The 15,582-nt window shown below is 37.5% G+C and carries 13 protein-coding genes; 8 read left to right on the top strand and 5 right to left on the bottom strand.

Annotated elements, in window-relative coordinates; genetic code table 11:
* The first annotated feature begins 78 nt into the window (after window positions 1–78).
* From BN990_RS03210 to BN990_RS03240, 8 genes are all read left to right on the top strand, one after another.
* Window positions 79–1,680: a type 2 periplasmic-binding domain-containing protein gene (locus tag BN990_RS03210; RefSeq protein WP_021289720.1), complete on the top strand. Its 1,602-nt coding sequence runs from the start codon at window positions 79–81 to the stop codon at window positions 1,678–1,680.
* A gap of 165 nt (window positions 1,681–1,845) precedes the next feature.
* Entirely contained in the window at window positions 1,846–2,073 is a 228-nt protein-coding gene (locus tag BN990_RS23460; RefSeq protein ID WP_306465008.1) for a polysaccharide deacetylase family protein, read from the top strand.
* Window positions 2,057–4,582 (top strand): alpha-mannosidase, encoded by a 2,526-nt coding sequence (locus BN990_RS03215; RefSeq protein ID WP_306465007.1) that lies wholly within the window; start codon window positions 2,057–2,059, stop codon window positions 4,580–4,582. The genes BN990_RS23460 and BN990_RS03215 overlap by 17 nt, the downstream gene beginning before the upstream one ends.
* 38 nt (window positions 4,583–4,620) lie before the next feature.
* Window positions 4,621–5,922 (top strand): glycoside hydrolase family 125 protein, encoded by a 1,302-nt coding sequence (locus tag BN990_RS03220; protein ID WP_021289718.1) that lies wholly within the window; start codon window positions 4,621–4,623, stop codon window positions 5,920–5,922.
* 251 nt (window positions 5,923–6,173) lie between these two features.
* Window positions 6,174–7,235, top strand: coding sequence for a Gfo/Idh/MocA family protein (locus BN990_RS03225; protein WP_038242331.1), 1,062 nt, complete (start codon window positions 6,174–6,176; stop codon window positions 7,233–7,235).
* A 30-nt stretch (window positions 7,236–7,265) separates the two neighbouring features.
* Window positions 7,266–8,576, top strand: a complete 1,311-nt coding sequence (locus BN990_RS03230; RefSeq protein ID WP_081856100.1) for an alpha-L-fucosidase — start codon at window positions 7,266–7,268, stop codon at window positions 8,574–8,576.
* Between the two features lie 25 nt (window positions 8,577–8,601).
* On the top strand, window positions 8,602–9,474 hold the full coding sequence (locus tag BN990_RS03235) for a sugar phosphate isomerase/epimerase family protein (protein WP_021289715.1): 873 nt from the start codon (window positions 8,602–8,604) through the stop codon (window positions 9,472–9,474).
* A gap of 305 nt (window positions 9,475–9,779) precedes the next feature.
* Window positions 9,780–10,403: an NUDIX hydrolase gene (locus BN990_RS03240; RefSeq protein ID WP_038242334.1), complete on the top strand. Its 624-nt coding sequence runs from the start codon at window positions 9,780–9,782 to the stop codon at window positions 10,401–10,403.
* Between the two features lie 47 nt (window positions 10,404–10,450).
* On the opposite strand, the gene BN990_RS03245 is transcribed toward BN990_RS03240, so the two are convergent.
* From BN990_RS03245 to BN990_RS03265, 5 genes are all read right to left on the bottom strand, one after another.
* Window positions 10,451–11,422 (bottom strand): formylglycine-generating enzyme family protein, encoded by a 972-nt coding sequence (locus BN990_RS03245; protein WP_021289713.1) that lies wholly within the window; start codon window positions 11,420–11,422, stop codon window positions 10,451–10,453.
* 20 nt (window positions 11,423–11,442) lie between these two features.
* Window positions 11,443–12,834: a sulfatase family protein gene (locus BN990_RS03250; protein WP_038242337.1), complete on the bottom strand. Its 1,392-nt coding sequence runs from the start codon at window positions 12,832–12,834 to the stop codon at window positions 11,443–11,445.
* Window positions 12,835–12,880: 46 nt separating this feature from the next.
* A complete protein-coding gene (locus BN990_RS03255) occupies window positions 12,881–13,876 on the bottom strand; it encodes a LacI family DNA-binding transcriptional regulator (RefSeq protein WP_021289711.1) in 996 nt (331 codons plus the stop codon).
* Between the two features lie 79 nt (window positions 13,877–13,955).
* A complete protein-coding gene (locus tag BN990_RS03260; RefSeq protein ID WP_038242353.1) occupies window positions 13,956–14,735 on the bottom strand; it encodes an alpha/beta hydrolase in 780 nt (259 codons plus the stop codon).
* 17 nt (window positions 14,736–14,752) lie between these two features.
* On the bottom strand, window positions 14,753–15,574 hold the full coding sequence (locus BN990_RS03265) for a carbohydrate ABC transporter permease (RefSeq protein WP_021289709.1): 822 nt from the start codon (window positions 15,572–15,574) through the stop codon (window positions 14,753–14,755).
* Window positions 15,575–15,582 lie beyond the last annotated feature (8 nt).

The raw sequence follows: 15,582 nt of genomic DNA on the forward strand, positions 1-15,582 counted from the left end.
TTAATAGGTAATTGGAAGAAGGGGGGAATGTTGGACGATTTGTTAGGAAAAAAACATTAAAGGAAGGGGAATTGTAGTATGAAGAAAGTATGGATACTATTTACGCTTGTTGCATTCATTTTATTTGGGTTAGCCGCATGTAAGTCTGAAAATGCAAGTGAAGAAACTACTGCAAAAGAGAATATAAAAGTAAATGACGAAGGATTTCCTATTGTTAAGGATCCAATCGAGCTATCAATGATGGCTCCTGGAACAGGTCTTGCTGAGTGGAATGAAATGCCTACATTACAAAAATATGCAGAGATGACCAATATGAACTTTGAATACATTACACCACCTCTCAATGACTTCCAAACAAAATTGAATCTAGCATTTGCTAGTGGGGATATAGCAGATGTTATCTATGGTGCAGGTACTAGTAATTTAACCCCTGCAATGGAAGTCGATTATGGACAACAAGATGTGCTCTTACCTTTAGAAGATCTAATTGCCGAGCATGCACCGAATTTGCAAAAGCTTCTTGATGAGAGACCAGATGTCAAAAAGTCAATTACAACGATTGATGGACATATTTATTCACTACCTACTGTAGCGGATGGTCCTACATCGAGCTGGTACAAAGGACCTTTATGGTATAACGGAAAATGGCTGAAAGAATTAGGTGTTGAAGAGTTACCTAAAACAGTAGACGCGTTCTATAAATTACTGCAAAGATTCAAGACTGAGGATCCAAATGGTAATGGAAAAGCTGATGAAATACCATTACTTGACGTAAAAATGAATAGTTCAAGGCCATGGTTATTAGGCGCTTTTGGAATGAAAGAATGGGGGATAGAGGAAGTTAATGGCAACGTGCGATATACCCCAATTACAGAGAACTATAAAGAATACTTAACGTTTATGAATAAATTATATAAAGAAGAATTGTTAGACCCGGAAACCTTCTCGCAATCGGATGAACAAAAGAAAGCCAAGGGACAGGAAAATCGAATTGGTGTATTTCCTGATTATTATTCCTTTTTTACTACTGGCGAAACAGAAGAAGAAGCAACAAATAACCCAATGTTTCAGCCGTTAACAAGTTCAGTATCGAAAGAAGCAATTATACCTCGAAGCCCCGCAATTCAAAGAGGTACATTCTCAATTACAAGTAATAACCCTAGTCCTGAGGCGTCGATCAGATGGGTGGATTATTTTTATACGAATGAAGGGTATGAATTTTTGAATCGCGGTCCTGAAGGCTACATGTGGGAATGGAAGGATGAAGAAGGAGGAGAAAAGGTCGACCGTGAGATACCTGAAGGGTTTAATTCAGAGGAAGATTATCGGGGAACGATTACACCCGATTATGGTATTTCAACTCCTACTATAAGTGGGCCTATTGAGGGAAGACCGTTATCAGAATTCGACAAGTTTATTGCCTCAGAAACGGAAGAAAAGATTGAACCATACGCTGAAGTGCCCTACCCATTAGTTTATTTAACATCAGATGAACAAAAGAAGGCAAATACAATTGAGGTTGATTTGCAATCGTATGTTGAACAGATGGAAGCTAAATTTATTACGGGAGTTGAACCTCTGTCAAATTGGGAAACATATGTGGAGACGATCGAAAAGATGAATATCAAGGAATATATTCAAATCTATCAAGATGCCTATGACCGCTGGGCTGATAGTTAACTGTAGTTCAGTCAGGGTCAAATAGTTGTAAGTGGCTGGTATGCTTGTTTTTTAAGAAAAGCATACTAGCCATGTTTGTATAGAACTAAGGTTCTGTAAATTTGATAAGGCAAATTAGCAGATACTTTACAATTATCGAATATCCTAATAGGAGGAGGGAGAAGATTGGAAGATAATCAGACAGTGCATATTATTTCCCATACTCATTGGGACAGAGAATGGTATTTACCATATGAAAGACATCATATTCTTCTGGTTGAGTTGATGGATCGACTCTTAGAAGCACTGGAAAATAATCAGGGTTACAAAAGCTTTCACTTAGATGGCCAAACGATTATGCTGGATGATTATGTACAAGTTCGACCTGAAATGAAAGTTGAAAACATATATTAAAGAAGGAAGGATTCATGTTGGTCCTTGGTATATTTTGCAGGACGCTTTTTTAACGAGCAGTGAATCAAATGTTAGGAATTTATTATATGGTATAAAGGATTCAAATGATTGGGGCGGCGTGACTAAGATTGGCTATTTTCCAGATACATTCGGTAATATTGGGCAAGCTCCTCAGCTATTACGTCAGGCCGGCATTCATCATGCTGTCTTTGGGAGAGGGGTAAAGCCAACAGGATTTAATAACATGATTCAAGAGGCATCCAGTTATGAATCGCCTTATTCGGAAATGTGCTGGCGCTCACCAGACGGATCTACGGTAATCGGTATTCTATTTGCTAATTGGTACTGTAATGGAAATGAAATACCCCTGGATGATGAAAGCGCGAAAATCTATTGGCAAAGCCAACTAAAGTCATTAGAAAAATATGCTTCATCATCACAGATGCTAGTAATGAATGGTTGTGATCATCAACCTGTTCAATATAATTTACCAGAGGCTATACAAGTTGCAAAGAAATTGTATCCCAATATAGATTTTAAACATTCGAATTTCAATGATTATTGCAAGGAACTATCTTCAGCGATACCAAACGATGTAAAAATCATTGATGGCGAGTTGAGAAGTCAACATACGGATGGATGGGGAACACTTGTTAATACAGCATCTTCACGTATTTATTTAAAACAATTAAATCAACAGAATCAAGTACTTCTAGAAAAGGTTGCAGAACCACTTGCTTCATTTGCGTGGTTACAGGGGGATGCATATGATCATGACTTATTTGAATATGGATGGAAAACATTAATGCAGAATCATCCGCATGATAGTATCTGTGGCTGTAGCATTGATGACGTCCACCGGGAAATGGTTACGCGGTTTGAAAAGACTCGCCAAGTGGCAAAAGGGATGATTAATAAAAGCCTTACATTTTTGTCAGGAGAAATAGATACGTCCATGTTTAACAAATGGGGAAAATCAACCATTCCATTTGTTGTGTTTAATACTACTGGTCACAATCGTACAGGAGTTATTACGATTAATTTGGATGTTGTAAAACAGTACCTATCTGAGGGAATAAATAAACAAAAGCTGAAGAATTTTTCTATTCAGGATAGGGAAGTGCTAGATAATCACGGGAATATACTAGACTGCCAGATAGAAGATTTAGGTATCGAGTTTGATTTTGATTTACCGAAGGACGAATTCAGACGGCCTTATATGGCAAGAAGATTACGGCTGACTTTTGAAGCTGAAAATATCCCTGCGCTAGGGTATAACTCATTTGCTTTGGTATTAGCTGAGGGATCTGCAAATGATTGTGTGTGGGATTCTTTAATTTGTAATGATCGGGAAATGGAGAATCATTATTTGCATGTAAAAATTAATCCAAATGGATCGTTAACAGTAACAAATAAAATAAATGGTCAACAATATAACGATTTATGTATTTATGAAGATACAGGTGACATTGGTAATGAATACATGTATAAACAACCAAGCGGTGAAAAAACAATCACTACGCGAAATATACAAGCAAAAATATTTGTTGTGAAGGATACGCCCTTTCAGGCTGAATATGAAATCGTTCATGAATGGGAATTACCAATAAGTGCTTCCACATATTTGCATCAAGAACAGAAGGAGCTCGTTTGGTTTACAGAGAGGAAGTCGCAACGAGTATCTGAAACAATTACACATAAAATTACTACAAGAGTGAGGTTGGAGAAAAATAGTAAGGGAGTGTATATCACTACTTCCTTTAACAATCAGGCTAAGGATCACCGTATGCGCGTATTATTTCCAACAGATATTCTATCCGATGTTCATTATACAGATTCGGTGTTTGAAGTTGTCAAAAGATTTAATAAGCCTGCAAAAGAATGGAAAAACCCAGATCATTCGCAACATCAGCAAGCATTTGTAAATATAAGTAATGAAAAGAGTGGCTTGACAGTTAGTAATCTTGGTCTAAATGAATATGAAATATTACGTGATGGCAGAAATACAATCGCAATTACATTACTTCGAGCTGTAGGAGAATTGGGAGATTGGGGCTATTTTCCGACACCGGACGCTCAATGTTTAGGTGAACACATCGTTTCGTATTCCATTTTTCCTCATGAAGGAGAACAAAGCAGGCTTGCAAGTTATCAAGCTTCTTACCAATCTCAAGTACCATGGACAGTCAATCAGTTGGGACTTCAAACAGGAGAGCTTCCCCCAACATACGCTTTTATCGAATGGGAGTCTACCAAAGTTAGTTTCACAGCATTAAAGGTTTCGCATACATCAAATGATATCATTTTTCGTGGATTTAATATGGCAGAAACAGAAGCTTGGTTATCAACACGTATGCCAATAGGATCTGTTCAAGTATACAGGAGTAATATTCTTGAAGAAGAATTAGAGACCTTATCCATACCTACTAGTTCTAGCAAATTAGTAATACCAGTAAATCAGAATGAAATCGTTACAGTTGGCTTCAAGAAAGCTGAAACCATTGGTTAGAATTAGTAGCAACTTGCAAAGGATGTGTTACGGGGACTATGTCAAAAAACCTACCTACATCAATGACCGACCTTATTGATCAAGTGAAGGAAAAGTTCAGCGGTGATCCAAAAATACAAACGATGTTCGAAAGTTGTTTCAAGAACACCTATGAAACGACGATTCGACCACAATGGGATGGATCTACCTTTGTCATTACTGGAGACATACCAGCGATGTGGTTAAGAGATTCAACAGCTCAAGTAAGACCCTATTTACTTTTAGCAGAGCATGATAAACATATGGCAGATCTTATTCAAGGCGTAATACAAAAGCAGGTTAATTATATTAATCATGATCCTTATGCAAATGCATTTAATGAAACCGCAAATGGAAATTGCTATAACGAAGATAAAACGGATATGACACCGTGGATATGGGAGCGCAAGTATGAAATAGATTCCCTTTGTTATCCCATACAATTAGCCTACTTGTTTTGGAAATCAACAGGGAGAACATCTCATTTTAACGCAGATTTTATAAAAGCCGTTCATCAGGTTATTCATACATGGCAGATCGAACAATACCATTTTAGAAAGTCTAGTTATCAATTTATAAGAGAAAATTGTCCTCCGCAAGATACGTTAGCAAATGAAGGAAAGGGTCTACCTGTAAATAATACTGGTATGACATGGAGTGGATTTCGTCCTAGCGATGATGCGTGTCAATACGGATATTTAGTACCAGCAAACATGTTTGCTGTGGTAGTGCTAAGCCAAGTTGCTACAATTTCTGATGAAGTTTTTCATGATGCAAATCTTAAGAAAAGAGCTATTCATTTAGCCGATCAAATTAATCAAGGAATACAAACGTTTGGTAAGGTCGAACATCCGCTATACGGCATCATTTATGCCTATGAGACAGACGGACGGGGAAATTATAATTTAATGGATGATGCAAATGTACCTAGCTTACTATCCATGCCGTACTTAGGCTATTGTGATGTGATGGATCCTATTTATCAAAATACACGTAGGTTCATTACTAGCGTAAATAACCCATATTATTATGAGGGTAAAATAGCTAATGGAATAGGAAGTCCACATACGCCTAAAGGCTATGTTTGGCCTATTGCATTGGCAATGCAAGGGATGACCGCGAAGGAAGGCATAGAAAAGGATCAGATTCTTGATCTTCTCAAAGAAACGGATGCAAATACAAATTTCATGCATGAAGGGTTTCATGTTGATAACCCTGAAAGGTTTACGAGACCATGGTTCTCCTGGGCTAATTCGATGTTTAGTGAATTTGTATTAAGTAGGCTAGGATATTTTGTGAAGGGGAGTCCACTAGCTAAGTAAAGGTTTAAAATACTAATTTGCAGATAGTTGTAAAAAAGTAAGACATTATTTTCTATTTCCTGGGAAATGTCGACAAAATAAGTAAGAAATCGTTCGTCGTAGGAGGATAAGTGGAGCCAACTACCAGTAAATACCCGATTCTGTTAGGGGATACAAGGATTTAGGTCACAAAGGTGCTGCCACAATTTTCTCTGTTGGGTAATACATGATTCAAGGTTAGATTTGAATAAAAGTGAAGAGGAGCTAAAACAATGGCAAAAATAAAGGTTGGAATAATTGGGTTAGGCTCTATTTCAGAGATGCATTTGGCATCGTACGAGAATCATCAAGATGTAGAAATTTATGCGGTTTGCGATATAAATGAAGAAAGAGCTAGAGAAAAAGCAGGAAAACACCATGCTAAGAAATTTTATACAAACTATTATGATCTACTGAGAGATTCGGAGATTGAAGCAGTAAGTATTTGCACATGGAATAATACGCATGCTGAAATTTCGATAGCTGCATTGGATGCAGGTAAACATGTACTTATCGAAAAACCTTTATGTAAAACTGTTGAAGAAGCTTTGAACATACAGAAAGCAGTAAAAAGAAGTGAACAAACATTGCAAGTAGGTTTTGTTAGAAGATTTGGGACCAATACACAGGTATTAAAGCGTTTTATCGACTCTGGAGATATTGGTGATATTTATTATGCAAAAGCATCATGTATTCGTGCATTAGGTAATCCGGGTGGATGGTTTGCCGATAAAGAGAGGTCTGGAGGCGGCCCGCTTATTGATCTTGGCGTTCATGTTATTGATATGTGCTGGTACCTTATGGGGAAACCAAAGCTTCAATCGATAAGTGGTAATGCTTATCATAAATTGGGAAACCGTTCGAATATAGAAAATAAATCATATTATAAAGCGGCAGATTATGATCCCTATAAAAATACGGTAGAGGATATGGCTAATGCAGTAATTCGTTTTGAAAATGGTGCGTCATTAATGGTTGATGTCAGTTTTACGCTCCACGCAAGGGAAGATACAATTGCTGTTAGTGTATTTGGAGATAAGGGAGGTGCTGAAATTGAGCCAGAATTACAACTTATCACTGAGAAAAATAATACGATTCTAAACACCACACCTCAAATTGATGCATTGACATTTGATTTTAAAACGGGCTTTCAGCATGAGATTGACCATTTTATTTCTTGTGTTAAAGGAGAACGAGAAACACTTTGCCCTGTTGACGATGGTATAGAAATGATGAGAATACTAACTGGTATCTATGAATCTAGTGAAAAAAGAGAAGAGGTTCGATTGGATTAAATGACATTATTTTAATGGAGGTATTCTTTCGTGAATGTACCTACTGAGAATTTAAAGTATATTAATTGGCCTAATAATTACGGAGATCCTCAATGGTTTATACACGACCGATTTGGTTTGTTTATTCATTTTGGCCTTTATTCTGCTGGTGCAAGACATGAGTGGTTCATGACGCGCGAAAAAATAGATTTACAAGCGTATAAAAAGTACTTTGATTATTTTAATCCCGATTTACTACATGCAAAGCAGTGGGCACAGTATGCTAAAAAAGCAGGTGTGAAATACGTTGTGATCACCACAAAACACCATGAAGGATTTGTTTTATGGGATTCAAAACTCACGGAATATAAGGTTACAAATACAGTAATAAAGAGAGATTTGCTCTATGAGATAGTAGAAGCAATGCGTGAGGAAGGTTTAAAGATAGGGTTTTATCATTCACTAATTGATTGGAACCATCCTGACTTTATAATTGACGGGCTTCATCCATTAAGAGACGATGTTTCTAAGCGCTCTTTAGCAAATCGCAACATGGATACGTATATAGAATATTTGAAAGGGCAAATCCGAGAATTATTAACAAATTACGGAGAAATTAATTATCTATGGTTTGACTTTTCTTACTCTCACAGAGACTGGGGCTGGGCAAAGGGAAAAGGAGCTGTTGATTGGCGATCAGAGGAACTAGAAAAGTTAGTTCTAGAATTACAGCCGAATATACTTCTAAATGATCGGTTGGATTTAAATAGAGGTATCATGACTCCTGAACAGTTTCAACCGAATAGGCTTAACAAAGAAAATAATCAACCTGTCATTTGGGAAGCATGTCAAACAATGAATGGATCCTGGGGCTATCATCGAGATAATTTAAATTGGAAGTCTTCAGATACATTATTAAAGATGCTGATTGATACAGTTTCTAAGAACGGTAATTTTCTCCTGAATATAGGACCAAATGGTCGTGGAGAAATTGATGAAAACTCGGTAGTTCGTCTGAAAGCAATAGGAGAATGGATGAGATTACACGCTCGCTCTATCTATGGTTCAAAACAAAGTGAATTTGAAGCGCCTATTGATTGCCGTTATACCCAAAGAGGTAGCCAATTATATCTTCACATATTTTCATGGCCATACAAGCATATCCATGTAAAAGGCTTAGCAGGTAGAGTATCTTATTGCCAATTTCTACATGATGCTTCAGAAGTTAGATTTGCTGAATACGATCCTAAAGAAGTCATTACAAGTACGGAAACAACGATTGACAGAGATTCTGTTGTATTAAATCTACCTGTACAGAAGCCGAATGTAAGTATTCCAGTTATTGAATTGTTTTTAAAATAATAGTAACTATGAGAGGTGATAAAAAATGAAAGTAGGTTTAAGTACGTATAGTTTGTTAGATGCAATTAATTCTGGAGAAATGACTGTACTCGATATAGTTGAGTGGATTAAGGAAAATGGAGGAGAACATATGGAAATCGTTCCGTATGGCTTTACTTTAGTAGACAATCCAAATTTAGCTGATGCTATTAAGGAAAAAGCTGTAAAGGAAGGTATTGAACTATCCAATTATGCGCTTCCAGCTAACTTTGTCCAGCCCACGGATGAGGAATTTCATGCAGAAGTAAATCGTTTGAAAGCACATGTGGATTTAATTCGACGTATGGGGATAAAGCATATGCGTCATGATGTGACTGCCTTCACACTCCCCCCAGAGAAACGGACGATTGAGTACTTTGAAAACAGTTTGCCACAAATTATCGAGGGTTCTAGACAAATTGCTGATTATGCAGCGGCATTTGGTATTACTACGACAATAGAGAATCATGGAATGGCTGTACAACATAGCGATCGAGTACATCGTGTAATACAAATGGTGGACAGACCTAATTTTAAGACGACATTAGATATAGGAAACTTTTTATGTGTAGATGAAGCTCCGATTGTTGGGGTCAAAAAGAACCTCCCTTATGCTTCTCTCATACATTTTAAAGACTTCTATTATCGACCATTTTACCAAAATCCGGGAGAAGGAAAATGGATTAAAACAGCTAATAATAATTATTTGAGAGGTTCCATCTTTGGCCATGGAGATATTGAATTAAGGGAAATAATAAAACTTATAAAAAACGCAGGTTATGATGGATATATTACGCTTGAATTCGAAGGTATGGAAGAGTGTAAACAAGCATCAAAGATAGGGATGGCTAATATTAAACGGTTATGGGATGAAAACTAAAATAAATTCTGAATATAGAATAAATAAATTTAAATCAAGGATTATTTGGAGGAAAGAGCAATGAAGTATTTATCGTTCCATGTTGAAAACCGTCAATATAAAAATATCGTCGTATCATTTCCCGGGAAATATCGACAGTAAAAGTTGAATGAGCCTATTATAAAATAGGTTGTCGGATCTAGGGAGAAAGAGGTTCTATGATAAAACGGTACAGAGCACCTGTATCGTTTTGTGCTGTTTACTTATTGTTCATTCCATCTATTGGCAGGTATAATTGAAGTAATGGAATACATGGAGGTGAAGAAATGAAAGCACCTGATGTGATAGCTAAACTAAAAGATCGTACACCAACGATACTAGGAAGGGAAAACTTCCATGAATTCGCAATATTAATTCCGCTGGTGGAAATAAATAACGAGACACATCTCCTCTTTGAAGTTCGCTCTATTCACATGCGAAACCAACCAGGAGATATTTGTTTTCCAGGAGGAAGATTAGAACAAGGCGATGTAGATGAAAAACATGGTGCCATTCGAGAGACAGCGGAAGAATTAGGGATAAGTGAAGAACAAGTGGAAAGTGTTATTCCTCTGGATTATATGGTGTCGGACTTCGGGAGAATTATTACTCCATTTGTTGGTACATTACGTCATCCAGAAGAGATTGTTCCGAATCGGGATGAAGTGGAGGAAGTATTTACAGTGCCACTACACTATTTTCTTGAAACCAAACCCGAAGTATATAAGGTTAATTTTCAAGTAATTCCAGAAGATAATTTCCCATATAACCTGATTCAAGGTGGCAAAAAATACGAATGGCGACTACGTGAATTGGATGAACTATTCTATCAGTATCAAGACAAAGTGATTTGGGGATTAACAGCTAAACTACTGCAGCATTTTGTTCAATTGATTTATTCAGAGGCATAGTTGTTAATATAAGGTCTTCCACAGAGAATATGGAAGACCTGTGTTTATTAGTTGGATGAAAGATCCTTTACACAACGAAATCCGAGATTTCCAGTTGAGCTATCAGGTGTATTTGCTGACCTTGCAGCAACTCGATACCGATTACAATAACTGTGATGACATAAATACGAACCACCACGCATTACTTTACTTGAGCAGCTATTTGGTCCTTTTGGATGAACTGATTCAGCTTGAAGGTTATTGTCTGCCGTAAACCAGTCTGCACACCATTCCCAAACGTTGCCAGAAACATTATATAGGCCGAAGTTATTAGGGGGATATGTTGTTACGGGGGCAGTGCCAAAATAACCATCCTCTTGTGTGTTTTGAGTAGGGAATGTTCCTTGCCAAATGTTACATTGATGGACGCCGTTTGGTGTTAATTCATTTCCCCAAGGGTATATTTTTTGTTCAAGACCTCCACGTGCAGCGAATTCCCATTCGGCTTCAGTAGGTAGTCGTTTTCCAGCCCATTTACAGTAAGTCATTGCATCGTTCCAAGATATATGAATCACAGGATGATCCATTCTTCCATTTATGTTTGAATCAGGCCCTTCTGGATGTCTCCAATCTGCTCCTTCCACTACCCACCACCAAGGGGTCTGTGGAACATGTTGCGTTACCTTTTTTCTGGTCTGTTTACTAATCAATTGATAGAAAACAAATGACCATCCATATTGCTCGGCTTCGGTGCGATAACCTGTAGATGCAATAAATTGTTGAAACGATCCATTTGTTACTGTACAAGGATCAATCAAAAAGGGGGCTACTTCGATGGATCTAATCGGTCCTTCGCCGTCTTCTGGAAATCCAGCTTGATTTTCTGTACCCATTAAAAATGTTCCACCGGGCACAACTACCATATCGGTTGTTGTATTCTCCGATCTCGCAAATACTTGCTGTTTCTTCGTTTGGCTGTCTTGGAATGTACTTCGTGAAGCTGTACAACAATGCTTTGTTTGATGTTGTTTCTGATTCATTTTCTCATCAACCTTCCCCCTTATATGGTTTCATTATACTGTACCCTCAGCTGGGTTAGTTTGTTTTTAAGCTCCGTAATAACAGGAGCGTATGCTGGATTGTGGTATTCATTCTTTAACTCCATAGGGTCCTTTTCTAAATCGAATAGTTCCCATTCTGGTTCCATTGGTTTATTCACAGCCCCAATTACGTCCAATGGATCTCCATAGTAATAAATCAACTTATAACGTTCTGTTCGTACACCATAATGGGCCGTAACTTGATGGATGGTTAAATGCTCCCAATAACGATAATATACAGCATCACGCCATAGCTTAGGTTTATCTCCTTTTGCTATTACTCTGAAGCTTTCTCCTTGCATGCTTTCTTTAGCTGGTACTTGGCAATAATCAAGAAACGTTGGTGCGAAGTCATTATTAATAATAAAATCCGTAGATACACTATTTGCTTTGATCTCTTTAGGGTACCGCATTACATAAGGCATTCGTAGTGATTCTTCATACATAAATCGTTTATCATACCAACCATGCTCTCCTAAGAAAAAGCCCTGATCGGATGTGTAGATAACAATCGTGTCTTCGGCTAGGCCATTCTTATCTAGGTAATCTAGTAACTTACCAACATTGTCATCAATAGATACCACACAACGTAAATAGTCCTTTATATAACGCTGGTATTTCCACTGCTTCATTTCTTGCTTAGAAAGCCCTGCTGGCGGCACCCCTTTAACATCCTCTTCTTTTAAATCTTCAATACGCATGTCTGCAATTTTCGCTGCATTGGCTCGATCAGCATACGTATCATTAAATGTATTAGGGAAATGCACCGCTTTGTCTTCAAATAGCTGCTTATATTTTTCCGGTGGTTGCCAAGGGCGGTGGGGCGCTTTATGGTGTACCATCATCATAAAGGGCTGTTTCCTATTTTTGTTTTCAAGCCAATCAATGGATAGATCCGTAACGATATCCGTTGCATAACCCTTTACTTTTTTTTCCTCACCCATTTCAATCATGACAGGATCATAATAATCCCCTTGGTCAGGGAAAATATTCCAATAATTAAATCCAGTTGGATCACTATTTCCACCATGTCCAAGATGCCATTTACCAATAATTGCAGTATCGTATCCGTTTTCCTGAAGTAGTTTAGGGAAGGTTTGCTGCCTTCCGTCAAAATGCTCGGACAACCCTCTCACACCATTTTCATGACTATAATTGCCAGTAAGGATCGTAGCTCTACTCGGTGCACATAATGAATTGGTGCAATAAACGTGATCAAAGCGCATGCCTTCATTTGCAATTCTATCAATATTTGGCGTTTCTACAAGTGGGGTATGATTATATGAACTTATTGCTTGGGCAGCATGGTCATCACTCATAATAAATAAAATATTTGGTTGCTTGGTATCCATATTCATTCCTCCTTTGGATAAGAAATAAATGTGTAAACGCTATCTATTAAGACTTTCTAGGTTGGACAGATGCACGTTCAATTAATTCGGTCGATAGTTTGTAGTGGTGGTCGATTTTTTCACCGTTCAGTATCTGGAATACTAAATGAGCTGCTAATGCACCAACTTCGTATTTTGGTTGCTTAATAGTGGTTAATGGAGGTTGAACATATTCAGACAGTTGAATATCGTCATAACCAATAATGGATAGATCTTCAGGGATTCGAATATTATTTTCTTTAAATGCGTGAAGTCCACCAACAGCCATTTCATCATTTGCGTAGAAGATAGCATGAGGTAGCTTCTTTTGAGCAATTAGCAATTTAGTTGCTCGATAGCCGCCTTCACGTGTAAAGTCCCCTTGAATATGCCATCTGGAATGTAAATGCAAATGATAGTCCATTAAGGCATTTTGATATCCTTGATAGCGTAAGATATTATCATTTGATGCTGCAGGACCGCTAATATATGCTATTTCTGTATGTCCATGGGTAATGAGGTACTCTGTAGCACGATATCCACCTTGAATGTTATCAACCTCTACATGGTACACATGGTTATCATCTAAGTAACGGTCCAGTAAGACAAGGGGGGTTCCGTACGTCGCACTTTCGATTGTTAGTTCATCCGTAATGTTATGAGCCAGTATAATAGCTCCATCTACACGTTTTTCAGTTAAGAATTTGACGGCTGTGGATTGAGCTCCGCCAATTGAGTTGCAGGCAATCAAGTCATAATTATTAGCACTTGTTACATCTTGTACACCTTTGATTAGCTCAGAGTAAAAGGGTCCAGATAAATCGCTTAGAATTAAGGCGATGGTATTTGTTTTTGTTCGCTTTAGATCGGATGCAAACCCATTTTTCTTATAATTTAATGTTTTAGCTGCCGCTTCCACTTTTTGTTTCGTAGCAGCAGAGATACGGTCACTGTTATTAAGCGCATAAGAAGCAGTAGAAATTGCAACTCCAGCTAGTTTTGCTACATCTTTAATTGTTGCCATATTCGTTCCTCCAAAATTTTGGGAATTATAATTGTACCTATCGTATCATAGGTTTATGGTTATCCATCAGCAATTCCTCTCAGTGTCTATTTCTAACTGGAAGCCAATCAAGGATATCGCTTATCTTTTTTCCCCAATATTCCCATGTATGATCTCCTGGCCCGAAATCAGTTGTTAAATCTAGACTAGTCTGCTTACATAAATGATAAAATCGTTGATTAAGATCATAAAGAAAATCACTATACCCACAAGCTTGATAAATTTTAGGGAGTTTTCTTGTTACAATTGCAAGTTGTTCTACTTTCCACAACAGATCATTTGCTGTTTCGTGTATATTCGATTCCCCAAAGACAAGGGAAAGATAGGTTAGTTTATCTCCTGATGCTTTGCGTATCCGCTCAAGATGGGTGACCATGTCTGTTACGCCGGATAAGCTTGCTACTGCACTGAATTGTTCTGGGCAGTTTAATGCCCATTTTAGCGCGCCGAATCCTCCCATGGAGTGACCAGCAACGAAATTAGCTTCCCGATCTGAAGACAGTGGAAAGAATGCATGTGAAATTTTGGGTAACTCTTGTGTAAGAAACGTCCAATATTTACCTCCATAAACCATGTCTGTATAGTAACTATTATCGACACTCGGCATAATGACAGCGAGTTCTTTATCAGAAACAAGTTGCTCAATTGCTGTGTTTCTCGACCAGGTAGTGTGGTTATCACTAAATCCATGCAGCAAATAAAGTGTTGGTAATCGATAACTAGAATCTGCATTTACAAGCGTTTCTTGCGGTAGAATAGCAGTCATAGAAACACTTTTTGAAAGAATCTCAGAGGCAAATTCGCACTGGATTAACGCCATATACAAATCTCCTTTCTTTATTTAATTCCTGAAACATTAAAACCTTCGACAATATGTTTTTGAAAGATAATAAAGATAATTAGTACTGGGACAACCATAAAGGTAGACCCAGCCATCTGTAACCCATAATTCGTAACATTTTGATCTTGAAGAAGGGCTAGTCCAACAGAAAGGGTGTATAATGATTCATCATTCGCAATAATTAATGGCCATAGGAAGCTATTCCATGCACCGATAAATGTTAAAATGATTTGTACAGCGAGAATGGGTTTCGCTAATGGAATGATTAATTTAAAAAAGATATAAAATTCTCCAGCACCATCTAAACGGGCTGCTTCAATCAAGTCATCCGGTATCGTAACCATAAATTGTCGTATTAAAAATATGTTAAATGCTGCGATCAATCCTGGTAATACAATCCCCGCCATTGAGTTGGTTAATCCTGCTTCATTCAGAATTAAGTACGTTGGAATCATCGTAACTTGCCCAGGAATCATCATTGTTAATAGAACGGTGGCAAACCATATTTCTTTTCCTCGAAATTGAAATTTGCCAAATCCATAGCCAGCCATGGTATTTAACAATAATCCAACCATTGAAAAAAATACGATAATGAAGGTATTAACTAAATAAATATCAAAGTTCAAATTCTGGAAAAGATTGATATAATGTTCAAATGTCGGCTCATTAGGAAATAATGTAGGAGGTATGCTTAATACCTCACGTTCATTCTTAAATGAGCTAAGGATCATCCAAACAAAAGGGAGGGAGACAAGTAACCCACCCATAAACAATAGTGTATTTACGATGGATCGCTCAAATCGATTCTTCAATTCCATAACTATCC

This window comes from Virgibacillus salexigens, assembly GCF_000723585.1.
GTDB classification, from domain to species: Bacteria; Bacillota; Bacilli; order Bacillales; family Amphibacillaceae; genus Virgibacillus; species Virgibacillus salexigens.

Excerpts from the sequence above, each read along its gene's own strand:
- BN990_RS03245 (WP_021289713.1), bottom strand. The coding sequence starts at position 11,422 with ATGAATCAGAAACAACATCAAACAAAGCATTGTTGTACAGCTTCACGA.
- BN990_RS03220 (WP_021289718.1), top strand. The coding sequence starts at position 4,621 with ATGTCAAAAAACCTACCTACATCAATGACCGACCTTATTGATCAAGTG.
- BN990_RS03255 (WP_021289711.1), bottom strand. The coding sequence starts at position 13,876 with ATGGCAACAATTAAAGATGTAGCAAAACTAGCTGGAGTTGCAATTTCT.
- BN990_RS03240 (WP_038242334.1), top strand. The coding sequence starts at position 9,780 with ATGAAAGCACCTGATGTGATAGCTAAACTAAAAGATCGTACACCAACG.
- BN990_RS03265 (WP_021289709.1), bottom strand. The coding sequence starts at position 15,574 with ATGGAATTGAAGAATCGATTTGAGCGATCCATCGTAAATACACTATTG.
- BN990_RS03210 (WP_021289720.1), top strand. The coding sequence starts at position 79 with ATGAAGAAAGTATGGATACTATTTACGCTTGTTGCATTCATTTTATTT.
- BN990_RS03235 (WP_021289715.1), top strand. The coding sequence starts at position 8,602 with ATGAAAGTAGGTTTAAGTACGTATAGTTTGTTAGATGCAATTAATTCT.
- BN990_RS03225 (WP_038242331.1), top strand. The coding sequence starts at position 6,174 with ATGGCAAAAATAAAGGTTGGAATAATTGGGTTAGGCTCTATTTCAGAG.
- BN990_RS03250 (WP_038242337.1), bottom strand. The coding sequence starts at position 12,834 with ATGGATACCAAGCAACCAAATATTTTATTTATTATGAGTGATGACCAT.
- BN990_RS03260 (WP_038242353.1), bottom strand. The coding sequence starts at position 14,735 with ATGGCGTTAATCCAGTGCGAATTTGCCTCTGAGATTCTTTCAAAAAGT.